The 24124-nt window shown below is 41.7% G+C and carries 22 protein-coding genes; 15 read left to right on the top strand and 7 right to left on the bottom strand.

Annotation, left to right across the window (positions count from 1 at the left end; genetic code table 11):
- Positions 1-5 precede the first annotated feature (5 nt).
- Complete coding sequence (gene budA / locus IAE45_RS07165; protein WP_200125627.1) at positions 6-722, top strand: acetolactate decarboxylase; 717 nt, start codon at positions 6-8, stop codon at positions 720-722.
- Between the two features lie 143 nt (positions 723-865).
- Here budA and IAE45_RS07160 read toward each other — a convergent pair whose 3' ends face one another.
- Positions 866-2353, bottom strand: coding sequence for a helix-turn-helix domain-containing protein (locus IAE45_RS07160; RefSeq protein ID WP_195265536.1), 1488 nt, complete (start codon positions 2351-2353; stop codon positions 866-868).
- Between the two features lie 452 nt (positions 2354-2805).
- On the opposite strand from IAE45_RS07160, the gene IAE45_RS07155 reads away from it, so the two are divergent.
- Positions 2806-4299, top strand: coding sequence for a helix-turn-helix domain-containing protein (locus tag IAE45_RS07155; protein ID WP_142962308.1), 1494 nt, complete (start codon positions 2806-2808; stop codon positions 4297-4299).
- 234 nt (positions 4300-4533) lie between these two features.
- Here the strand turns inward: IAE45_RS07155 and IAE45_RS07150 are convergent, their stop codons facing one another.
- From IAE45_RS07150 to IAE45_RS07130, 5 genes are all read right to left on the bottom strand, one after another.
- Positions 4534-4911 carry a DUF7006 family protein gene (locus IAE45_RS07150; RefSeq protein ID WP_081117698.1) on the bottom strand — a complete coding sequence of 126 codons (378 nt, stop codon included), beginning with the start codon at positions 4909-4911 and terminating at the stop codon, positions 4534-4536.
- Between the two features lie 296 nt (positions 4912-5207).
- A complete protein-coding gene (locus tag IAE45_RS07145; RefSeq protein ID WP_200125625.1) occupies positions 5208-6533 on the bottom strand; it encodes a sensor histidine kinase in 1326 nt (441 codons plus the stop codon).
- Complete coding sequence (locus IAE45_RS07140) at positions 6514-7182, bottom strand: response regulator transcription factor (protein ID WP_081117700.1); 669 nt, start codon at positions 7180-7182, stop codon at positions 6514-6516. The genes IAE45_RS07145 and IAE45_RS07140 overlap by 20 nt, the downstream gene beginning before the upstream one ends.
- Positions 7183-7201: 19 nt before the next feature.
- Complete coding sequence (locus IAE45_RS07135) at positions 7202-7831, bottom strand: ABC transporter ATP-binding protein (protein ID WP_185932300.1); 630 nt, start codon at positions 7829-7831, stop codon at positions 7202-7204.
- A gap of 83 nt (positions 7832-7914) precedes the next feature.
- Complete coding sequence (locus IAE45_RS07130; RefSeq protein ID WP_200125623.1) at positions 7915-9321, bottom strand: ABC transporter permease; 1407 nt, start codon at positions 9319-9321, stop codon at positions 7915-7917.
- 310 nt (positions 9322-9631) lie between these two features.
- Between IAE45_RS07130 and IAE45_RS07125 the strand changes: the two genes are divergently transcribed.
- The 4 genes from IAE45_RS07125 to IAE45_RS07110 all read left to right on the top strand — a co-directional run bounded on the left by IAE45_RS07125 (position 9632) and on the right by IAE45_RS07110 (position 14122).
- The gene (locus tag IAE45_RS07125) at positions 9632-11119 is read left to right on the top strand and encodes a phytoene desaturase family protein (protein ID WP_081117704.1); all 1488 of its coding nucleotides are present in this window, start codon (positions 9632-9634) and stop codon (positions 11117-11119) included.
- 11 nt (positions 11120-11130) lie between these two features.
- The gene (locus IAE45_RS07120; protein ID WP_200125621.1) at positions 11131-12237 is read left to right on the top strand and encodes a glycosyltransferase; all 1107 of its coding nucleotides are present in this window, start codon (positions 11131-11133) and stop codon (positions 12235-12237) included.
- Positions 12238-12249: 12 nt separating this feature from the next.
- A complete protein-coding gene (locus IAE45_RS07115; protein ID WP_233618979.1) occupies positions 12250-12762 on the top strand; it encodes a glycosyl-4,4'-diaponeurosporenoate acyltransferase in 513 nt (170 codons plus the stop codon).
- Positions 12763-13057: 295 nt separating this feature from the next.
- Complete coding sequence (locus IAE45_RS07110) at positions 13058-14122, top strand: bifunctional transcriptional activator/DNA repair enzyme AdaA (RefSeq protein ID WP_005226733.1); 1065 nt, start codon at positions 13058-13060, stop codon at positions 14120-14122.
- A 224-nt stretch (positions 14123-14346) separates the two neighbouring features.
- On the opposite strand, the gene IAE45_RS07105 is transcribed toward IAE45_RS07110, so the two are convergent.
- Positions 14347-15237: a LysR family transcriptional regulator gene (locus IAE45_RS07105; RefSeq protein ID WP_200125617.1), complete on the bottom strand. Its 891-nt coding sequence runs from the start codon at positions 15235-15237 to the stop codon at positions 14347-14349.
- 131 nt (positions 15238-15368) lie between these two features.
- Here IAE45_RS07105 and IAE45_RS07100 point away from each other — a divergent pair, with 131 nt between their 5' ends.
- The 9 genes from IAE45_RS07100 (at position 15369) to IAE45_RS07060 (ending at position 24004) form a co-directional block, all read left to right on the top strand.
- Complete coding sequence (locus IAE45_RS07100; protein ID WP_194193588.1) at positions 15369-16406, top strand: amidohydrolase family protein; 1038 nt, start codon at positions 15369-15371, stop codon at positions 16404-16406.
- A gap of 1 nt (position 16407) precedes the next feature.
- Entirely contained in the window at positions 16408-17688 is a 1281-nt protein-coding gene (locus tag IAE45_RS07095) for a PTS sugar transporter subunit IIC (protein WP_123833531.1), read from the top strand.
- Positions 17689-17745: 57 nt separating this feature from the next.
- Positions 17746-18987, top strand: a complete 1242-nt coding sequence (locus IAE45_RS07090; protein WP_140965185.1) for a neutral/alkaline non-lysosomal ceramidase N-terminal domain-containing protein — start codon at positions 17746-17748, stop codon at positions 18985-18987.
- On the top strand, positions 18980-20233 hold the full coding sequence (locus IAE45_RS07085; protein WP_200125616.1) for a hypothetical protein: 1254 nt from the start codon (positions 18980-18982) through the stop codon (positions 20231-20233). The genes IAE45_RS07090 and IAE45_RS07085 overlap by 8 nt, the downstream gene beginning before the upstream one ends.
- 226 nt (positions 20234-20459) lie before the next feature.
- Positions 20460-20888, top strand: a complete 429-nt coding sequence (locus IAE45_RS07080) for a MarR family winged helix-turn-helix transcriptional regulator (RefSeq protein ID WP_200125614.1) — start codon at positions 20460-20462, stop codon at positions 20886-20888.
- A 10-nt stretch (positions 20889-20898) separates the two neighbouring features.
- Positions 20899-21861, top strand: coding sequence for a ring-cleaving dioxygenase (locus IAE45_RS07075; RefSeq protein WP_074536639.1), 963 nt, complete (start codon positions 20899-20901; stop codon positions 21859-21861).
- Positions 21862-21874: 13 nt separating this feature from the next.
- Complete coding sequence (locus IAE45_RS07070) at positions 21875-22768, top strand: VOC family protein (RefSeq protein WP_200125612.1); 894 nt, start codon at positions 21875-21877, stop codon at positions 22766-22768.
- A gap of 17 nt (positions 22769-22785) precedes the next feature.
- On the top strand, positions 22786-23394 hold the full coding sequence (locus tag IAE45_RS07065) for a flavin reductase family protein (RefSeq protein WP_200125610.1): 609 nt from the start codon (positions 22786-22788) through the stop codon (positions 23392-23394).
- Positions 23395-23407: 13 nt separating this feature from the next.
- Positions 23408-24004 (top strand): alpha/beta hydrolase, encoded by a 597-nt coding sequence (locus IAE45_RS07060; protein ID WP_140965180.1) that lies wholly within the window; start codon positions 23408-23410, stop codon positions 24002-24004.
- The last annotated feature ends 120 nt before the right edge of the window (positions 24005-24124 follow it).

Genomic DNA, 24124 nt, shown 5'->3' with positions numbered 1-24124 from the left:
GCAAGATGAAAGTGAAAAACAAAAGTTATTTATATCAGCATGGTACCCTAGGTGGGTTGATGCAGGATTTAATGGATGGCACGGAGCAAATCGGCAAAATGCTTGAATATGGTAATTTTGGGATCGGTACGTTGGCTGGTTCCAATGGGGAAGTAATTATTTTAGATGGTGAAATCTACCATGTAGACGAATCGGGCAAGGTGCAAGTGCTCCAAGGAAATGAAGGAACCCCTTATGCGGCAGTCGTTGATTTTTCTGCGACGAAGCACCTACAGGTCAGCCAAGAGATGACCGATGAAGAAGTGAAAAATCACGTCCTGACAGAAGTCAGTCCGAATTTGTTTTCCGCTGTCAAAATCCATGGGGTATTTGCCAAGATGCACGTCCGCGTTGCCCCAAAGCAAGAAAAACCGTATCCAAAATTCATTGAGATCATCCAGCATCAGCCGGAATTTCAAGCAGAAGATATCAGTGGTACGATCGTCGGGTTCTTTACCCCGTTGTTGTTCCACGGTGCTGCGGCCGCCGGTTTCCACCTGCATTTTATTAGTGATGACCGCACATTTGCTGGTCATGTCTTGGACTTTGAAGTGGCGGCAGGCGAAGTCGAATTGATGGAACTAGCTGAATTTCGTCAGCATTTTCCTATTGATAATCAAGATTACTTGCAGCGGGAGATCGATGTTGCAAAAATCGCCAAAGATATTGAATCAGCGGAATAAGTAAAGGAAGATTTCTTAATAGACAAACGATAAAAAGCAAGCTAGAATCGCATTCTAGCTTGCTTTTTGTTATGGACGGTTTTTTGTAGCATGACAAGCTACCCGTGTTCCCTTGAGATCCCCTTTGATTCAGAAATCGCAAATCAATTGTTATCTAATACGACTAAGCGTAATATTCGTGTGTTGATTTTATTCAATAATCGATTCCAGTCGGAGGCATCGGGGATCGGTTTTAGCAAGATGCTTTCGACGTCCAATAAATACTCTGTAGCATATTCAGAGTAATTAGTAATCAAAAGCTCAATATTTTTTTCCTTCAAATATTCGTGTGACAGTTCATTCGAATCAGGATAGTACATCGTATGATAGGCACCTAGGTAGCGACGAATAATATTTTCAGCATACTCGCAGACATATTCATTGCCTTCAAAAATCACGGCAATCGTCCGTGGGGATCCCCAGTTTGCTTCCTTGATGGATTCCATGTACATAGTGAGACTGGCACAAAAGTCATCTAAGTATTTTTGAGAATAGAGCTTTTTCACTAAGGTGTGTGTAAAGAGGAAATCATAATTTTTTTGATACTCTTTTGCGAACTTCTCTTTGACAAATTGATTTAAATCATCAATGTTTATGTTCATAGTCAAAGAGAGCAACTCTCGTAACTTTACTACGATGAAAAAAGACTCAAGCCAAAGGAAGTCTTTTCGTTCATCGAGACTGTTGCCTTGGTTTTCTGCATAAAAATCGCTGACGATCTGTTTAATTTCAGGCCAATAGTTATATGTTCGACAAAATTCTTCGCAAGAAGGACTATTGATTTTACGACGGCAAATAATACAAGTGAAAATATAAACAGCTTCCGCCTTAGGAAGTTCATAATTAAAATGTCGTTGCATGATTTTTTGCAACTCTTGATATTGTGATAACAAATTATTTTTCTTGATCAGTTCATAGAGCTCAGAAGATGGTTTTGCCAAAAGACCTCGTTTGCTGCGCTCGATGCTGATGTAAAGAACATAGGCAAAATAGGAGAAGGAAGAAGACTGCATTTGTTTTGCTTGCAGAAGAGTAGTGATCTCCTTGATCGCTTCTTGTACATTGATTGAAGGAAATATCGTGTTGATGTTGATGTCAGACTCATAGTAAAAAAGACAAAAAAATTTACGGATATCAATTTCAGATCCTGCAAATGTCACTGGATTAGTCTTAAGACGAAGGTTAAAAGGATGTAAGTAAATTTCGATTTTTTTAAAATAACTAAGCAATGACTGCTCAGAAAGGTTGAGTGAAAGGCTCCAATCCATCAATGATTGGACCTCATTAAAAAAGATACTTTCGAAAATCAAAAAAATTGGTTCATCCTTGACCATGGCTTGTTTTTTTCTGCGATAAGATTCGTGATCAAGCTCTTCGAAGAAATACCCGACTTTAGCCGCATGGATTTCGATTGAGTCACTAAAATAGTTCCGAATACTGGCGATATCTGAGATAACCGTCCGCGTACTACTTTTGGTTATTTTAGCCAAGTCGTTAAGAGTACAAGTGGGATTTTTTTCAAATTCATCTAATAATTGTAACCAACGAACAAGAGAACGATTTTTCATGAATTTTAATTGAAATGTTTTCATAGTAGTCTCCCATCATATAAAATAGCTATTTATAAAAAAGGTGTACAATCCTTTGGTTTGTGTCGGTCATCGATGGCCTTTTAGCAAGAATAACGCAAAGCGACTCTTGGAAGCAATCTGACGCTAAAACGGAGCTTTCATGCAATTTCCATGATAGCCAAAAGATGCCTCCTTCGTTGTCAGATATGTATCAACTGAAAGAGTTTTGACTGTCAAATCAAAGAACCATCCTGAAATTTACTATTTTTCTTAAATAAACGCAAATTCCTTGCACTATTTTAATCAATAGTTACAATTATTGTTGTACAACAGAATGGGGGAAAGCAACTTTTTTCACCCGTCTATGAAAAAACAAATTTTTTAGCTGAAAGAAAACCCTGTATAATGACATCTCCTAGGCGCCTTCTTGCGCAAATCAGTAAAAACGATGTTTTTCAGTAAGGAGCTTATTTTTGAAGAATTTCCAGTTAAGTTTTGTCACAAATAAATCAACGGCTAGATGGTTCCAAATTCTCAATGCCTTTGAAAAAAGTGAGATCTGCAGTGCGAGTAGCTTGGCAGAAGTCACAGAAAGTACTACAAGAACGATTGGAAAAGATATTGGCGGAATCAATGAGTACTTTGCTGGCTTATTGCAAATCTCTTCGACGAATCAAGGGTATTTATTTGAATTGAACAACTACCCAAGTTATGAAAAGAAAAAAGCATCCCTGCTAGCGAATGAGCCCTTGTTTCTTATGCTGGAAAATATTTTTATGGGTGAGTTGAAATCTATTGATGAGTGGACCGACTGTCTTTTTCTATCTAAAAGCACCTTATCGAAATATTTGCGGCGTATCCATCAACAGCTTACTCATTTTGATTTGACCTTAACACTGGATCCTGTGAATATCGTAGGCGAGGAAGCAGATATTCGGAATTTCTTCTGTACCTTTTTCTACGAGACAGACATTACCCCTCACACGGTTTTTCCGACGGTAGCGGTTCAACAGGCAGTCACTGAAATCAGTGGGATGTTTGAAAAAAATAGCTATCATACCGCCTCATTTTCTCAATACAGTTATCTGCTGCATATTTCGATCGAGCGATTTTTACAAGGGCAAAGGATTCAGGTAAAAGAAGAGTTATACCATGCTTTGAGACATAGTATCCAACTGATGCACTTTCAACGGATCAATGAAGTGATAGACAAGTATTTTGAGTTTCAGTTTCCTCACGATGAGTTGGTCTTTTTGTTTGTGAGTATTATCACTAAAAGGAAATTGCAAAATGTCATCGTAGAGCAAAAATTCTGTCTCTCGTATAATCACTGGCCAAAAATTCGCGAATTGACCAACAGTTTTTATCAACTCTTGAATGTCACCAGTCCAAACCAAAAAAATGATTTGATTTTGATTGAATCTTTTTTTACTACTGCTAAATTGAGGGAATGCTTATCGACTTCAGCGAATCGCAATATTTGGGACGTCAATACTTTTATTCGTAAAACATTTCCGAAAGAATTTGCTTTTTATCAACGATTCTTAGAGAACAATCCTTTTTATCAAGAGTTGTATTCTCCTCAATATTTGCCGGATTTTTGCGCGAATTTAGTTATTTATATCGAGTCTGTTCGTGAGCGCTATTGGTTTCCCCGAAAAAACATTGCCTTTATTTTCGAGGGCAATCACCATATCGTTCAGTACATTGAAGGGTGGTCCAATCGGTATTTCAGCTGCTCTCACCGAGTATTTTATCCGGATTCTGGCGAAGTCACCCCCCACTATTTGAAGCAAAATCAGATCGACCTGATAGTAACGAACTATGCAGAGCATGCGTCCGCTTTTCGCGATACCATCGAATGCATTGTCTTCAAAACGATTCCTTCTTCCTCTGATTGGAATCGGCTATTGGAAAGAATCAACCCGGATGTCACGCGACAGTTCGCGCTAAAAGACCTCTTCTAATTTCTCTTCATCTGCAATTATGAAGAGTCGCTAGAAAAGGTCTATTCCAATTATATACGAATAGCATAAGCAAAGCCCAGTTCCTTCAAACTATCTAGCAGTCAAGGAATTGGGCTTTGGTTTTAAAGGCTTGTTTTTACACAAAAAACATCGATTTTGGGGATGGGGAAGTGTCAATGATAGTGAGTACAAGCCTTTTAAAACAAATGAGTTAGGGAGAACCAGTTTAGCTATTTACTGTGCTTCGCTTAAATAAATCAAGCTCCAAGGAGCTTTTTGATTCAGTTGAATTCCGGTCAATTCCCGATAAAAACAGGTTTTGTCTTTGACAGTCAGCTGAATGATCTCTTCTTGCGTGTATTCGTTTAAAGCACTTTTTTTTAAGTTGTACAGCTCTTTTAAGATCTGCAACTGAGCATCAATGTCCAGCAACAACGACATCTTTTGGAAAAAACTATTATCGGAGTCGTTGTAGATGTTTAGAAAACGTTGGCGCAAGGATAAATAAAAGTTAAAGATCTTAGGGTCTTCGCTAGAACAGCTAGAATGAATAAATTCTTCATCGAAAAAGTTTAAATATTCTTCAGCTGATTGAATCGTTTTTAAGTTCATATCGATACTCCTTCATTATAGTTGACTTGTAGTGAAACCTATTTGATTCGATCATCGAAAGCATTTGCGGCAACTGGGTATCTGACAGGAGGCACTCGTATTTACAGGAGCGTTTTGCAGTCGCAGTATCAACGAGGACTTTCGTTACATCCAATGTACTTGATTTCTCATGGAGTCTCAAACGCGTTTTTTCGCATCCATACGAAGAACTTTTTTTCGTTGATGAATCAGTCAATAAAGTCGAGAATATACAATATCTCTTGTTATAAAAAATAAAAGAGGACATGTACAGCGGCTTAGTCCTGTTTTTTATATATGGATACGGTGAAATCTTTTTGACAATCAAATGTAAAACCATAGTGCGAGTGTTTTAGCATTGTTTTGACGATATACAGACCTAAACCTGTACCAGCTTCTTCTCCATAAGAGAAGAAGGGTTTGGCCAAATCTGAGTGTTTCAGCGGCCCAGTTTTTTTGATAGGGTTTTTGATCGTTAATTGTTTGTTAGTAAGAATGATCGTGACGACGCTGTTGGGTGGGGAATGAAAAATCGCATTGCTCAAAAGGTTTGAGAAAATTTTCTTTGCCAATTTCGGGTGGTAGAAAAACGTCAGCTCTTGTTGTTGATCAATTTCGATCCGCAAACCTTTATCACTCCATAAAACTTCATATTCTTCGATCAAGTGATCGATCATTTCCCGCACAGAAAGTGGTTGGTCGTCATGGGCCTGTTGGTTGTGAAAAACGAACAGGATTTCTTTGATCAACTGCTGCAGCTTTTTCAATTCATTTTCTGTGGCTAGAAGGGACTCTTGCTGTTCTTCAGATAAAGAGTCATCTCTGACATTCGCTAATAGCAGTTGGCTTGCCATGATCGGTGTTTTCATCTCATGGGTGAATCCTTCTAGCAATGTTTTTTTCTCTAACTCCAGCTGTTTGATCTGCTGAACTTGTTCCAAGGCGGCCCGCTGGGCACATTGGAGTTGTTGATATAGGGCAGTTACTTGAGTTTCGATCACTAGATAATCATGCAATTTGATCATGGTATTTACGTCATGAATCTCCTCATACGGAATATTTTTTTCCATCATGTGGAAGACAGACGCCAGTTTGCTCTTTTCGTTTCGATATAAGTAGGTATACAAGCCGCTTCCAGCCAAGGTCAATAGGCTAACTAGCAGCAAAACAAAAGGCGTTGCTAGCCAAATGATCTCTTTTACATCGACGGCACTGATTTGGACAGGGTAACTAACGTAAACTTTGTAGCCATTAGTGTCAAACGTCGATTGATACCCATTGGTGAGATGGATCATCTCACCATTTTTCGCGGTGATGGGTTGCTGGATGGGATAGATGGTATTTTGCTGGGCATCAAAAATGATTATGGTATAGCCATCGATTCGATAACTGTCCAAACGTTGGAAAGAAAGTTCATCGTCATTGACAATATCAAAAATTTCCCGGACTACAGTGTCAAAGACCGCTTGTTGTTTCATTTCGATCCGAGGACCGATATTTAGTAAGAAAAAACCTATCACGCTCACAAAAGTCACGAATGACATTGTCAATGTAAAGAAGCAGATGATGCGAGTCGTTTTCCATTTAATTCGTTTCTTTTTCAATTCGGTACCCGATCCCTTTAACAGTTTGGATGATGTCTTTGCCTAATTTGCTACGGAGGTTTTTAATGTGAACATCGATCGCCCTAGAGTCGACAAAGGAGTCATAGCCCCAAATTGTGTCTAAAAATTCTTCACGGGAAAAGACTTTTCCTTGACTTAAGAGCATCATTTGCAAGAGCTCAAATTCTTTTGAAGTCAATTCGATCGGCTGGCCTTGCCTGTGAACTTGATAGTTATTGATCTCCAATGTCAAGTCGTTATACGTGACCGCCGCATTTTCTTTGTGACCGACTCTGCGCAAAATCGCATCGATTTTTAAAGCGAGGATGTTGGTAGAAAAAGGTTTGATTACATAATCATCGATCCGCTTGCTGTAAAGGTTGATCTGAGTGAATTCATCGTTCAATGCGCTGATCACGATCACCGGGATCGGGTTGTTTTCGCCTAACTCATTTAAAAACGTTTCTCCGCTCATTTTAGGTAACATCAAATCGAGTAAAATCAAAGCGAAAGTTTTTGTCTCTAGGGCGTTCAAAGCAGCCTCCGCTTCATCAAAGGCTGTGACTTGATAGCCTTCTTTTTGTAAACTCAACTGGATGCCTCTTCTGATTTCATCGGTATCTTCAATAAGAAGAATTTCTGTGGCCATGGATTACTCCTTTCTATTACTAAAGAAGGGTCAATCGTCCGTTTTTGATCGTATATACATAGTCTGAGATTTCTTTAAAAGTTAAGTCATGGCTGACGATGATGATACACTTGCCTGCATCCCGCAAGTCTTTAAAGATCGTCATGACATTTTCACTGTTTGCCAGATCCAAGCTGCCAGTCGGCTCGTCGGCGATGATCAGATCAGAATCTAAGGCGAGAGCTCGGGCGATTGCCACCCGCTGCTGTTGTCCCCCAGACAACTGGTGACATTTTTTGTGCTGTATATCGCCACAAATCCCTACTTTGTTTAAATAGCTGCTGGGAGACTGAGGGTTTTTAACTTTGTGGATATTTGTGGCGATCGTGATGTTTTCCAACGGTGACAAATAAGGGATCAAGTTGAGGGACTGGAAAATGTAACTGATTTGCCGGCGGTAGGAGACTAAATTCGTCATTGACTGGCCATTGAACTCGATTGAACCGCTTTGCAAAAATTCAAGACCGGAAATCAAAGACAAAAAAGTGCTTTTTCCGACACCAGATTGACCAATAATCGTGTGGATCTTGCCAGCGTCAAACACTTGACTGACATTTTGCAAAATAGTCTCATCTTTGTATGAGTAACTGATATCTGTAATTTTGAGCATTTGATCTTCTCCTTTAGTATTCATCAAATCTGTGAAGGTTTCTTTAAAAAAATAGGTATTTTTAACTTTTTTTAACATTTTGCTTATTCGTTATTGGACAAGATCTCTTTGGGACTTCTCTTAATGATCTTCATAGTTGGCAGGATCGTTGTGACACAAGTGATGACTGACAATAATGAAAAGATGACTGAAGAAAAAATGAGCGACTCTTTGAAATCAGTTTGCTGGATAGAGACCTCGGTGTTGAGTTTGGTGCTTTCATCTTCCACATAATTGTCTCCTCGCGGCATGCTCAAGCTGCTATTGTCACTAAGTTCCCCCATAGAAGCTTGCATTTGTTCATTGACGACTGCACTTGCTTGAGGTGCGATCACTGTGGTGGATAAGGCGAAACTGATACCGAAGCTGACGACCAAAACGATTGCGACTTCTAAGAACATCTGCAAAAGGATGTTGATTTTTGTTTCTCCCAATGACAGTAACAAGCCGACTTCGTATTTACGCTCTCGTAACGAGAGCATCATAATCAACCCGATGACGATCAAGGCAAAAAGGATCAAGAAAAGCTGAATGAAATTCAAGATCGAAGAAAAATCTGTAATCATTGATTGGATCGTTTTGTATTGCTCGTAGGAGCTTTTGAATGCGACCTGCTGGTATTTACTGTTTTCAGCATCTAATTCATTCAAGAACTTTTGAGTATCCATCGGATCTTTCAAGCTGACTTTGATTTTGTCATAACCCGCCATCAAAGGAGTGTTTTCACCAAATTGCAGTTCTTTGACTTCTTTGAGAACCCTTCGTGTCGAAAAAAATAACCGCTCTTCATTATCTTTGTGGGGGCGAGGACTATTGGCAGCTAACTCATAAATACCAGTGATAACTCCGCTTTTTTTCAAAGCTTCTTGTTCTTCATCGAAACCCGAATTGAAATCCAACGTTAAAGGGTCACCAATGCTTAGTTTGTGTTTTTCCGCATACTTTTTCGAGACCATGATTGGATAAGTCTCTTTGTTATTGGTAGTAAGATCGCCCTCAATGATCTGCAGATTGTATTTTGCTAATTCAGGATCGTTGCTGTCATAAATTTCGATTTCATTGGAAGGTTCGATTATACCTCCCGGCACCTTGTCTTCATGTTTTGGTGTCCGGTCAGCATACTGGGTGAATAGCTGGGTCGCAGCGCTGACGGAAAAATCTTCGACATAACTGGATTTTTCAATTTTCTCCAGCAATTCTTCATTCAACACATCGGTACCAGATTGCAGATCGCCGGAATACATGGACTGAAGGATCTTCTCATAATCCAGCTCGATGGTTACTATTGAATTCAAGTCTTTTTGGACATTTTCCAATACTTTTTGCAGTTCGTATTGGGTCAGCCTCGCCGTGATCAAAAACGTTGAGACGACCAGAAACAACCCGCCAATGATTGCGGTCCGTTTTTTGAGACTGATGATACTTTTGATGATACGAGTAAAAAAGTTCATAAAATTCCTCCTTTGATATGCGAAAGTATACAGGAAGAAGGTTAGCCGAATATGTGGCCAATATGTGTTTCGTGTGAAGTTGGCGAACGCTTGAAGGCTTTCCTGTCATCCCATGGGCGCTAGGCTCATCCCCGTCATTTTTTCAAAGGTGTGATACTATAGAATTATCTAGAAAAACGATCCTTTGATTTAAGTCGCCAATACCAAAACAGTGTCAAGACACGCAGTTGCAGTGAGACACAACCGTCTGTTTTGACGAGAAGGTTTGGCTAAATAGGGACGTTCATTAAAGCAAACGAGGAGCAATTCAATGAAAGAGAAAAAAACAGTTGTAGTGATCGGCGGCGGACTTGGTGGTCTATCAGCGGCGGTCTCATTAGCCCAAAATGGCTTTGATGTATCATTATATGAAAAAAATCACCATTTAGGCGGCAAGTTGAACCGACTGGAAACAAACGGCTTCGGCTTTGACTTAGGTCCTTCGATTTTGACGATGCCGCAGATTTTCGAAAAATTATTTACTGGCAGCAATCGCGATATGGCGGATTATGTTGCGATTCGCCGATTGCCATTGGAATGGCGCTCCTTCTTTCCTGACGGCACCAAGATCGATCTCTATGGCGATCTTGCCCGCATGGCAAAGGAAAACCCGCACTTGTCGGAAAAAGACATGGCCGAGTACCAAGACTTTTTGGACTATGCGCAAAAGATTTATGCAATCACGGAAAAAGGCTATTTCGAGAAAGGCTTAGATACCACGAAAGAAATCTTGAAGTATCATGGCGTGATCAAAGCGTTGAAAGGTTTTGATTATTTCTCTTCGATGCATGATGCTATTCAAAAACGTGTCAGCAATCCGCAGCTGCAAGACATGCTGAGCTATTTTATCAAGTATGTCGGCTCGTCTCCTTATGACGCCCCAGCCGTCTTGAACATGATGATCTATATGCAGCATGCCCAAGGTGTCTGGTACGTGCCAGGCGGGATGCATCGTTTAGCCGAGGGCATCGTTCGCTTAGCAAAAGAGATCGGTGTGACCTTCCACACGGGACACAAAGTGGAAAAATTGATCGTTGAACAAGAACAGATCCGTGCCGCTCGTTTGGATGATGGTACGCTGATCGAAGCCGACTATTTTGTTTCCAACATGGAAGTGATCCCGGCCTATGAAGAGCTGTTAGAAGAAGCGCCGACCTTTACTCAAAAACTGGAAGAAAAATTTGAACCAGCAAGTTCTGGTTTTGTCTTGCACTTAGGGGTCAAAACCTCCTATCCGCAACTGGCGCACCACAACTTTTTCTTTTCCAATGCCTCAAAAGAAAACTTTGATCAAAATTTCCATCAGCATCAGCTGCCGGAAGACCCAACGATCTACTTGGTCAATGCCAACAAAACCGATCCTTCGCAAACAGTGGCAGGGCATGAGAACATCAAAATCTTGCCTCATATCCCTTATTTGCAGGATAAACCCTTTACGGAAGCGGAATACGATGCTTTTCGTGAACGGATCTTGATCAAGCTGGAAAACATGGGCTTAACGGATCTACGTAAGCACATCGTGTATGAAGACCGCTGGACACCCGAAGACATCCAAAAGAATTATTTGTCACATCGCGGTGCCATCTACGGCACGGTCTCTAATCGCAAGAAAAATCATGGCTTTAAACACCCGAAACACAGCGAACGCTACGACAATCTATACTTCGTTGGCGGTACGGTCAATCCCGGTGCCGGCATGCCGATGGTGACCCTCAGTGGCCAGCAAGTCAGTGAGATGATCACCAAAAGAGAACACTAAGACAAGAAAGGATGATGACTGTGTATCTGCTGCTCGCTGGTATTTGCGCTGCTTGGCTGGCAGGCTGGCTGATTTTTTTCCGCCTGCCGACCATACCCACCCGCAAGGAGACAGCCGCATCCAAAGACTTGAAGGAGAGGGCAGAATTGTCGATCATCATCCCCGCCCGCAATGAAGCAGAAAACTTGCCGCAATTGTTGGCATCCTTGCAGCAGCAAACCCTCCATCCTGTGGAGATTTTGGTGGTTGATGACGGATCGGAAGATGAGACGATCGCCTGTGCCAAGCGCTTCGGTGCGACTGTCTTGCAAACCGCTGCTGATTCTGCTGGGAAAGCGGCGGCTTGCTGGTTAGGCGCCTCACAAGCGGTGGGCAAGTATCTATTATTTTTGGATGCCGATACCTTCTTTCTAGCAGAAGATGGCTTAGAGCGTCTTTTCGTTGCGTTTGAGGAGCGATTGGGACAAGGACTGCTCTCGGTGCAGCCCTATCATCAAACGAAGCGCTTGTATGAACAACTATCTGCCGCCTTTAATGTCGTCTTACCTGTCGGGTTGAACCGTTTTTCTATTGTAGGCGAAAAACTCTCAGCCGGCGGCGCCTTTGGTCCGTGTATCTTGTGCAGCAAAACAGCGTACCTTCAAGCCAATGGGCATCAGGACATGCCAGAAGGAATCTTAGATGACCTAGCACTAGCGAGACGTTTTAAGAAAAAGCGCTTGCCGATCGCCTTGTATGGTGGAAAAGACCTGTTGGCCTTTCGGATGTATCCAGCTGGTGTTCGTCAACTTGTTCAAGGCTGGACGAAGGACTTTGCCACTGCTTCGCAATTCACTCACCCTTTGATTATGGCGGGTGTCATCTTGTGGATCAGCGGCGGCATTGGGGTACTGGCGGCACCGTTTCTGATGAAACCGCTTTGGTTAGGCCTGCTTTTTTATGCTGGTTATTTTGGACAAACCGTGTGCTTTGCCCGCCGTGTCGGCAACTTCAACCGAATCCTGCTGCTTTTTTTCCCATGTTACTTTCTTTTTTTCCTAGGCTTATTTGGTTGGTCATGGATCCAAACCCATTTGTTGAAATCCGTGACCTGGAAAGGACGCAAAATCAATTTATAGGAGGCGATGCACATGCCGCTGATCACCTTATCTCCACTGCTCTTGCTCATTACAGACAGCTTGGCTTGGCTGCTGTTTCATCTAGGCATCTCCTTTGGCTTGCGCAAAGTCAGTGATGCCTTTTTTGAACGTCATGCCAACTGGTTCCGTTCTTTTGCCTTTGAAAAAGGCGGCAGAATCTGGTCGGAGGTATTTCGTATTCGTCAGTGGAAAGACAAATTGCCCGACGGCACTGTGATTGCCAAAAAAGGCTTTGACAAATCTCGCTTGGCTCAGCAACAAAAGCACTATCTGGAAAAATTCGTCATCGAGACACGCCGAGCAGAGCTGACCCATTGGCTGCTGATGGTTCCAGCACCGTTCTTTTTCCTCTGGAATCCTACGTGGGCGGGCTGGGTGATGATCGTCTATGCGTTATTGGCCAACTGCCCGTTCATTATGATCCAACGCTACAATCGCCCCCGTTTGGAGCGAGTCTTGCGGAAAAAAAGTGCCCTGCAAGTCAAGCGAAAGGCGACGGTCTAGGTTCCTGTAGGTGTCGCTTTAAGATTCGCTGAAAAATAGGCAAACGGGAAATCAAAAGGATCGGAGGATAACTACCTTCGATCCTTTTTAAAAAATTGGTGTTAATTTTTATGGGATGTGCCAAGTCCATTTTTTGTACACTAAGGTCATTCAGAGGAAAGGGTGATCGTATGTCATCAGAAGGATGTGGGCAAATTTTCGAACTGCCATTGCAGACTGCTGCATTGGTTGATCGTGTGTTTGGACAGGCACGAAGTATTTTTGTAAGTGTAGAAAAGAGGGAGGGATGCGCAAGATGATTGAAGATAGCCGACAACGGGACCACTATTACGACATGCTGATTGAAAAAAATTCCCAATATGAAGGGATTTTTTACGTTGGGGTAAAAACCACCGGCGTCTTTTGCCGTCCCACCTGCCCAGCGAAAAAACCGCTCAAAAAAAATTGCGAGTTTTTTCAGACGGCACAAGAAGCGCTGCTGGCGGCGTATCGTCCCTGCAAACGCTGTCGCCCGCTCAGCTCGCCTAGCCACTTATCCCCTGACGTGAAAAGCCTGGTGGAAGCCGTGGAGAGTAACCCAGAGAAAAAGTGGACCGACAAAGATTTTGAAGCACTAGCGATCCATCCCAATACCGCACGCCGACAATTCAAAAAATATTTTGGCATGACCTTTATCGAATACTCCCGTGCACGCCGCTTAGGATTAGCGTTTAAGCAGATTCGTGAAGGAGAACCGCTGATCCAAGCGCAATTAGAAGCCGGTTTCGATTCTGGCAACGGCTTTCGAGATGCGTTTTCTCGGATTATGGGGGAGTTGCCTTCCAACAGCCGCGAAAAAACGATTCTTTCTTCTGCTTGGCTTGAGACCAAGCTGGGGTCGATGTTGGCGATCAGCGACCAGCAGCAGCTTTACTTGTTAGAATTCGTGGATCGCAGAGGGCTAGAAACGGAGATTGCTGTTTTGAGAAGCCGCTTGAATGCAGTGATCATTCCCCAGCAAACAGCAATCATTCAGCAACTCAAACAAGAACTGACGGAATATTTTGCAGGGAATCGAACTGTCTTCACGGTACCCATCGCATTGATCGGCTCTGATTTTCAGAAAGCCGTCTGGCAGCAGCTGTTGGCGATGAAGATCGGAGAAACATACTCTTACAAACAATTGGCACAGCGAATCGGCAATGAAAAAGCTACCCGAGCTGTTGCCAATGCCAACGGAAAAAATCAATTGGCGTTGATCGTTCCATGCCACCGCGTTATCAATAGCGATGGCAGTATCGGCGGCTATGGTGGCGGGATCGAACGCAAAAAGTGGCTGCTGGCTTTGGAAAAGCAGGTGCAGCCGACCACAATGATCTAAAAAGGACAAGTATGCGTCGGAATCAGCGCTTCATTGATCGGTACATGGAATGGATCGAGTCCTTTTCATTGAAATATATATTTAGCGGAACTTATGGAACCTTTCATGAGTTCTGCTTTTTTTCTGGCTTTTTTAATAGTACTAGATAAGGTGAATTTGCTTTATCAACGCTGCATGAGGACACCGATATACTATGTTTTATTAAGTCCTAACATTGCGAGTGCTTACGATCTATTAGTAAAATCCGATTTTTTTACAAAAGAAAGCAGTTTTTGTTGTGCTAGGCTTTTCTCTTGGCTTTTTACCATACAAAGATCGACTGACTGAGAGATGGCAGGAGAAAGTGGAATAACAGTGACGGTTTCTTTATAGCCTTCGGTAATATTTTTATTCATCAATAAAGAAATTCCCAAGCCGTTTGAAACAAAATCAATAATGTTTGATATCTTTGAATCTGTAAAAACGATTTTAGGAGAGAAGTTATTTTCTGCACATAGGTCAATGACAGTATTATATGGTCGTGACCCTTCCGGAAGTAAGACAAAGCGTTCGTTTTGAAGCTCCTTAATGGTTATCTGTGCTTTATTAGCATATCTATGACTATTCGGTACGACCGCCATCAATTGATCTGTTGTAATCTGTTGTTTACTAAAGATTTGAGTAGGATCATACACATCGCGAATAAATGCTGCATCACAGCGACCTTCTTTTAGCGAAAGCTCAAGTTTTTCAGAGGGGTCGGTGATAACATGCACGTCAACTTTTGACTGCAATATGAACTTAGTAATTAAATCTGTTAGATGATATTTTGCTAAAGACGGAATGGCACCAATGATTAAAGTATTTTGGTTTTTTGGTAACATCGAATGAAGTTCTTGGAGGCACTCATTTTCTAGGGAAAGCATTTTTTCTGCGTATGGTTTAAAAACTTCTCCGTATTCACTTAATTCAACACTTTTGGTTGTACGTTCAAAAAGTGGTACACCTAGCTGGTGTTCCAAGCGTTTTATTCGTTTGGATAAAGTAGATTGAGATATGTAGCATTCTTCTGCGGCAAGACTATAGTTTTTGTATTTAGTTAATGTGATAAAATCACGAATTATTTGGGTATCCATCAATGAGGGACTCCTTTTATTTATTCCGTTTCGTCATAAAAGTAGCCTAAATGGAATTGCTTGTCAATAGCAAAAACTTCATAATAACAAGTAGATAAGCGGTTACATAAAATGAGAAAGCAGGTAAAGAAATGATTATTGATGCAAATATGTACTGGCTTCCGCAAAAAATTTTTTCAGATAAAAAGATCCGAAATGAATTTCTTCGCTCTATACCCCAAAAATTCGGAACGAGCATTCACGTAGAAGAACAAGCTGAAAGAACGAGTATGATCGTTGAACGACCGATGGGCTATCCAAGCTTAAACTACACCGATACTGATTATAAACTAGAGCAGCAATTATCTGATATGAGTCACCATGGAATTGATGTCGGACTGCTAAAATTACCTGGATGCCAAGAGTGGCTTCCGTTAGAATTATGTAAATTAATTAATGATGAAATGGCGGACCATATCAAACAAAGTCGTGGAAAACTAAGAGGATTGGCAGTGGTTCCTCCCTATGCCGATGAGGAAACAATTTTTGAGTTGGAACGAGCAATTGTAGAGCTAGGACTAACCGGTATTCAGCTATCTGCACATTATGGGAACTATTATTTAGACGATCAACAGTTCAGGCCTTTTTTTAAAAAAATAAATGAGATGAAAATTCCAGTTTATGTCCACCATACTCCGGTTCCAGTGGACTACCAGTCAATCTATCAATATGACAATTTAAGACGAACGCTAGGCCGCAATATTGATCAGCTGACTGCAATTGGTAGAGAAATATTCAGCGGGATGTTCGAGGAATTGCCTGAATTAACATTTATTCATTCAATGATGGGGGGGCAGATCAGCAATTATTTAAATGCATTGTTTCCTCAAGATAGTGGCAATGGCCGTTTTGATGATCGAGCGACTCAGTTTAAGAATCGTTTCCGCAGACACATCTTTTTAGAAATGTCTCATGCTCAACCTTGGGGGAAAATACAGCTTGAGGCTGCTGTCAAAGAAATTGGTGCGGACAAAATTATTTATGGTTCTTCTTACCCCGTCAAGAGCAGCTGGTTTACAGAAGGTGTTTCTTTTATTGGTGGGTTGGAGATCACAGAAAAAGAGAAAAAAGAGTTGCTATTTGAAACTGCAAACAGCTTGTACAAACTAAATCTAACTGGAGGAAAATAACATGAAAAAGTTTACGGAACTACTAGAAAAATATTTACAACCATTATCTGGAAAAATATCTAGTCAAAAAGATTTGAGTGCCGTAGCTGCAGGACTAGCTCGGGTCACACCGCTGACAATTTTAGGATCTCTGTTTTTTCTATTGGCGAACTTTCCGATTGAATCCTATAAAGCGTTTCTGCAAGAAATAAACATTCAAAGTACGTTGATGATTCCTTATAATATCACTTTTGCTATTATTTCAATTTATACGACATTCTTTATTGCATACAGTTATGCACAAAGCGAAAAACTAGATGGCGTTTCGGTGGGCGTTCTTTCGATGGTTTCTTTCTTCATTTTGACGCCATTGACTGAAACAGAAGGTGCTTTATCTTATGATTTTACTAACTTAGGCAGTCGAGGCTTGTTTGTAGCAATATTAGTGGCTATTTCTGTCACTCGACTTTATCGATTTATTGTTCGGAAAAATTGGATTATACGTATGCCTGATGGGGTGCCGCCGTTTGTTGAAAAAAGCTTCTCTAGCCTTATTCCTGCCATCTTGATTTCATTCATTATGTTGATCGTTGCTTTTGTATTTAGCCGTACTTCTTTTGGAGATGTCCATAGTTTGATTTATACGGCATTACAAAGACCTTTATTGGGATTGGGTGGCTCATTTGGTGCATTTTTGATTGCTTATGTACTGATTCAAATCCTTTGGTGGTTTGGGATTCATGGATTTAACGTTGTTGGCGCTATTATGCTACCGATTTGGTTAGGATTAGACGCTCAACGATTAGAGCAGATTGCTGCCGGGGAACAAGTGACGACATTTGTAGGTAGTGCCTTTATGACTGCGATTGGTGGGCCTGCACTGGCAGTAACCTTGACGTTCTTACTATTTGCCAAATCTAAGCAATTGAAGGCTGTCTCAAAAATTGCTTTACCAGCGGCTATTTTCAACATTGCTGAGCCAGTGAATTATGGGATACCAACTGTTTTAAATGTGACATTGTTTTTGCCAGTTGCAGTAATTATTCCCTTGTTCAATGCCTGCATTCAATATTTTACGATGGTTGTTGGAATTGTTCCTGCTTTAACTGGCGTCCAAGTACCTCAACAAGTTCCTCGTGGTCTGTGGGGGATTCTACAAGGAAATTGGCAGATTGGTATCCTTCAAATTGTACTAGTTCTCATTAATATTGCGATTTTGTATCCATTTGCTAAAGTTTATGACAATCAATTGCTTCAAAAAGAAAAAGAATTAGAGGCAAAAGAAGTTACTGCGTCTGCTTAAATAGGGTAAAAGACAGACATTCGTTTGTCAAAATTATAGTTGAAGAGAGGGAAGTCTATGAAAGTTGGACGTGGGCGTGTCTGTTTAAGCCCGTATAATAAGGAGTTTTATTTAATTGGTTATAAGACTCCTTTCCGTAATTCTCCAGCAGAAGGGATTCATGATGACATTTTTTGTAATGGATTATTGATTGAAGCAGACGATAAGAAGATTTTTCTAGTCTCTCTTGATTTTTTGGAGCTTGAGGACGAGATGGTGGCGGAGGCAAAATCACGACTTTCAAAAGCATACGGCATTGATCGTGATCTGATTATGATGAGTGCTACTCATAATCATTCATCAATTATGAGTTACCATAAGCACTGGCACTCAGGTATTTTTGAACCTGATTATTATGAGTTTGTTATGAATCAGTTGCTTCTAGTATGTCAGCAATGTTTTGAGTCTCTGCAACCAGCAACAGCGGCATATGGCAGTGATATTATTGTGGGTTTTTATGGAAATCGTAATCATCCAGGAGCGCTAGCAGATAACGAAGTGACAGTTATTACATTTAATAATTCGGAGGGAAAAGCCGCCGGTGTTATCGTAAACATAGCGGTTCATTCGACTGTATTAAGTGCTAAAAATAATTTATTAACTAGTGAATTAGCAGGAAATATTTGTAGTCGCTTGGAAAAAGAGTGGGGAATTTATCCATTGATGCTAATTGGAGCAGCCGCGGATTCCAGCAATCGGCATCAACGACAAGGGGATGATTTTACAGAATTAGAACGAGTTGCAGAAGCTTTGGCTGATCGGATCAGTCAGATCAGGCAAGTTCATCCTTTATCCATTGATCGAATTGCTTATCAGACTCTTAGTCATACGATTTATAATGATATGGTAGATACTCATCAAGAAGTACAACACTTTTTAGACAGTGATTCGCCGCTCAAAAATCCTGGGTTAATCAATAAATGCCAAGAGATTTTACAGGTGGATCATTTTTACCAGCAACTTGAATTCGGTGTCTATCATTTAGGAGAGCTCCAAATATATAGTTTTCCTGGTGAGTTAGGTTCGGCTTTTGGCATTCAGCTAAAAAAAGCAAGTGCTACTCACGGCTGCTTAGGGATCGTGGCTGGATATACCAATGGGTTTCATTACTATTTTTTACCCAAAGAAGAGTATGGTCTGTCATTTGAAACAATTGGTAATCCAGTACCGTTAGGTGAGCCAGAAAAAATTATTATAAAGATGATCCAAAGTGCGTTGTTACTTAACAGTCAACTATTAGAGGAGCAAGGCAATGAATGAGTCTTTGCATGGCGGAGTTGGGAAGGCACAAATTAAACTACGAACACAAGATTTTCCAATCAAAGAGTTTGTTTGCCAACATGATCCACTTTATATCCGAGCTCTTTTTTTACAAGCAAAAACAGAATTTTTGCTTCTTTCACTTGATCTTACCTCGTTGACTGAATCGATGGTTTATGACTTGAAAGCAAGCGTTTATGAAGAATTTAATATTCCAATAGAGAATATATGGATTACAGTCACGCACACTTTTTCGGTACCTCATCTTGATAAGTCATATCCTATCTTTATCAAAAAAGTAAAAGAAGCTGTACAATTGAGTGTTTCTAGAGCATTAGAAAGAGTTACAAAGCTTGCAATTAGTACGGATTCTGTTACGACGAGCCTGAACTGTTCCCGCAATATCGAAACTCCTTTTGGCTGGTGGTTAGGTAGAAACGATCTAGAATATTCGAATCATGACATACGAATATTGAAAATTTATGAGATAAAAACCGATCATCTTCTTTGTGTTCTTTTCAATGGTGATTTGCCTCCTTCCGTAATGGCGGATTCCTATTTGGAGCAAGGAGGTAAGGCTGTCAGTTCAGATCTTATCGGTTATACTTGTCGAAAATTAGAGGAAACAGTGACTCAGACAGCAATTTTTATTTTGGGTGCTGCTGGAGATCAGCGGCCCCTAGAAAAATCTTGTGAGGATATTGTTTCTGAAGAATGTCTGAAGCGAAACGATCTGCATGAAGCGGGTTTTAAATTAGTTGAAACACAAGGGGATAGACTCTATGAAGAAATTTGCAGCTCATTAGTAAAACCCAATCCAATATTTCTTCCTATAAAGGCAATTTCTATTTACGAAAAAAAAGTTTTCTTGGAAGAAAAAGTAATGCCGATTCCCACAAAAGAACTTAAACCGACAAAGCACTTCGATTTTTCTAAAACAGGAAGACAACAAGAGCTGACAATAGCTGGCGTATCATTGGGTTCGATAGTTTTACTAGGTATTCAACCCGAGGTGAATAGCTTGTTTGGAGAGAAGCTGCGTGAGCTTGTAAATGTTCAAACAGTCTTTATTGCATCGATGGTAAACGGAGCGATAAAATACCTCCCTGAAGAAAAAGATTTTGAACGAGTCACCTATGCGGCAATGAACACTCAGTTAGGTAGAGGTAGCAGCAAACAATTTTTGGAAGAAGTACGCAGATTTTTAAAAGAGAGTAATCTTTCTGTTGATAAGCAAATAAACTAAAAAATCAAAATCGCCATTAACTATATGATACATCATCTATATTCCCTATAAAACGACGGTCTACTCCTAATCAAGGAGTGGCCGTTTTTTTTTGAGCAGTCAAGCAGTTTGCAAGGTTGCAGAATGAATTTCTTGTTCATAGGGGGGATAACCAAAGCATATCCTTTTACAACTTACAAAAAGTAAGTTATGATTATCTCGAATTCGAAATAAAGAGGTGAGGAAAATGGTGCATCAAGAAGAAGCGCTCAAAGCGTACATCGGTTTGCTGCGCACGGCGAGTCGTTTGGAACAAGTGGCAAAAAAAGATGTCCGTTGTTATGGCTTAAACATCACGGAGTTTTCCGTACTGGAATTGCTTTACCATAAAGGCACCCATACGACGCAAGCCATCAAGGAAAAAATCTTGATCGCCAGCAGCTCGACAACCTATGTAGTCGATCAATTAGTCAAAAAAGGCTGCGTGCAACGGGAACCTAGCCAAGAAGATCAACGAGTAACTTACGTCAGTATTACGGAAGCAGGCAGGGCATTGATGGAGAAAAATTTTCCCAGTCATGCACAAAAGATTGCGGCGAGTTTTTCCGAACTCAGCAGTGAAGAATTGCAACAATTAAAAACAATTTTACGAAAAATAACTTACGATCAGAAATGAGGAAAAGAAAATGAGAAAACAAGATCAATTATTAGGGGTACACCATGTGACGGCCATGACAAGTGATGTGGAACGGAATTACCATTTCTTTACGGATGTGTTAGGGATGCGTTTAGTGAAAAAAACCGTCAATCAAGATGACATTTATACGTACCATACCTACTTTGCGGATGATTTAGGGACACCGGGAACGACCATGACGTTCTTTGATTTTCCCAATACCGCTCGTGGTAGCAAAGGAACCAACTCGATCACCCGTACCAGTTTCCGAGTGCCCAGTGACGCAGCCCTTGATTATTATGCCGCACGCTTTGATGAATTTGAGGTAAAACACGAGGCAATCACCACCGAATTTGGGAAAAAAGTGTTGCGCTTTTGGGATTTTGATACGCAAGCCTATCAACTGATCTCTGATGAACACAATACTGGCGTGAAAGCTGGTATCCCTTGGAAAAAAGGACCGGTTCCTACTGAATTTGCGATTTACGGCTTAGGTCCTGTTGAAATGTCTGTTTCTTATTTGGCAGATTTCAAAGGACTACTGGAATCCGTCTTTGATTTCAAAACCATTGATCAAGTAGACAATCGCTATTTGCTAGAAGTCGGTGAAGGCGGCAATGGCGCCCAAATCGTTTTAGTGGAAGATACCACGAGCCCACAAGCACAACAAGGGGACGGCGAAGTGCATCATGTCGCTTTTCGCTTAGCCCACCATGACTCATTAGCAGTCTGGCAAGAAGTCTTTGATAACTTGGGATTGGCCAACTCCGGCTATGTCGATCGCTACTATTTTGAGTCGTTGTATGTGCGCATCGGCCATATTCTTTTTGAACTAGCAACAGATGAACCAGGGTTCATGGGGGATGAGCCATACGAAACATTGGGTGAATCCTTATCATTGGCACCATTTTTAGAAAATCGCCGTGAATACATCGAAGGAGTCATCAAACCCTTCAATACAAAACGCGCCTAAGGAGGCACATAGTATGCAACCCATTCAACAGATCCACCATATTTCAGCCATCGTAGGCGATCCCCAAACGAACGTTGCCTTTTACCGTGACGTGTTGGGGTTGCGCCTCGTCAAACAAACCGTCAATTTTGATGATCCCTACACGTATCATCTTTATTACAGCAATCAAGCGTTAGAAAATGGGACCATCATCACTTTCTTCCCTTGGGCAAATGCCCATCCTGGACGAGTAGGAAGCGGACAAGTCGGCACGATCGCCTTTCGTATTCCTAAAGGCAGCAGTGCCTATTGGCAAGAACATTTGGCGAAACATCAAGTAACTGTCCAAGAAAGTACATTGTTTGACCGGCCAACTTTAGAACTTCATGATCAGCATGACCTGTCTTTGGCGTTAGTCGAAGCCGAAGAATCGGCGGAAACACCAGCGATTGTAGGCTTTCATGGGGCCGTCTTGCTTTCGGCACAACCAGAAGCGACCATTCAAACGCTGGCAGATGATCTAGGTCTGAACATTTTTAACAAAACAGAGAAAAGTACCCATCTTCATACCGCAGGCACCCTCGCTCATGAGATCGTCGTGCCCCATGAAGCAATGCCAGCAGGGCGCTGGGGTGTCGGCACCGTCCATCACATCGCGTGGTCCGTGCCAACGGAAGCAGTGCAAAAAGAGTGGCAAGAATACTTGTACGATCAAAGATACGGCGTCACTGAAATCAAGGACCGTAACTATTTCAAAGCCGTCTATTTCCAAGAGCGGGGCAATATCGTCTTTGAGATCGCAACAGAAACCCCGGGCTTTTTAGTTGATGAACAGTTGGAAACGTTAGGACAGCAGTTGATGTTGCCAGCCCAATTTGAAAGTCGTCGTGCAGAGATCGAGGATCGCTTGCCAGATTTATCGGTTTAGAAAAAAGGAGACGCTGTATGCACTATTTAGATCCCAAGGATTTGACCCAACGAGAAAATTATAAACTACTGATCGGCTCCATCATCCCACGGCCAGTGGCAGTGGTCAGTACGCAATCAGCCGACGGTATCGCCAACATCGCCCCATTCAGTTTTTTTAACATCGTCAGCTCAGAACCCGTGATCCTCTCGTTGGCTATCCAGCGCAAAGAAGGGGAACTGAAAGACACCGCCCGCAATCTGTTGGCGACGAAAGAAGCCGTCGTGCATATTTTGGATCAAACAAATGTCCAAGAGGCCAATAAAACCGCGGCATTATTGCCCGCAGACCAAAGCGAGTTGACGGTTTCTGGATTTACGACAACGACATCGAAAACAATTGCCGTTCCTGGCTTGAAAGAAGCCAATGTACGCTTAGAAACGACTCTGCATCAACACGTACCCATCAAAAAAGACCAGCAGACCACTGCCGATCTCTTATTGTTGGAAGTCGTCGGCTACCAGATTGCAGAGGATGTCTATCAAGATGGCAAGATCGATCCCCGTGCCTTACAAGCAGTCAGCCGGCTAGCGGGAAATTCTTACGCAACGATTGGGGAGATTTTCGATATCAAACGACCAAGTTAAAGGAGGAACTTCGATGAAAGCAATCTACCAACAAGGAGCAGCTGACGCACCAGTTTTGGTACTGCTCCACGGCACCGGTGGCGACGAACAGTCGCTGCTAGAAGTAGGCAAAGCCCTTGATCCCCAAGCGTCACTATTAGGTATTCGCGGCAATGTCTTAGAAAACGGCATGCCCCGTTACTTCAAACGCCTAGCTGAAGGGGTGTATGATGAAGCCGACTTAGCACTTCGCGGCGACGAATTAGCCGAGTTCATTCGGCAAGCCGCCAAAGAATACAACTTTTCGTTAGCGCAAGTGGTACTGGTGGGTTATTCCAATGGCGCCAACATTGCCATTCGCTTATTACTAAATGATAGTGACCACTTCAAAAAAGCGATCCTCTACCACGCCATGTATCCAGTCGAGAATGTACCGACGAATTCCTTGCCTGACACTCATGTGTTTCTGAGTTTTGGCAGAAACGACCCGATCGTTTCCCTAGCTGACAGTGCTTACGTCCAAGAGATCTTTACCTCGCGGGGCGCAGTCCTTTCAACCGTTTGGACCCCGAGTCATCAGTTAACGTATGAAGAAGTTGAACACTCGCGCACGTGGTTGACCGAACAATAAAGCAGTCTATTTCCTAATCAATCAGTGATCCTGCTGGTTGGTTAGGTTTTTTTTGTTTCACGTGAAAACATTGAACAGAGAGTAGATCAGCTCCATCAAGATATGCTTTACATTAGTTCT

The organism is Enterococcus sp. S53, assembly GCF_016516865.1.
GTDB classification, from domain to species: domain Bacteria; phylum Bacillota; class Bacilli; order Lactobacillales; family Enterococcaceae; genus Enterococcus_D; species Enterococcus_D innesii.
This window is presented reverse-complemented; position numbering and strand designations above follow the sequence as displayed.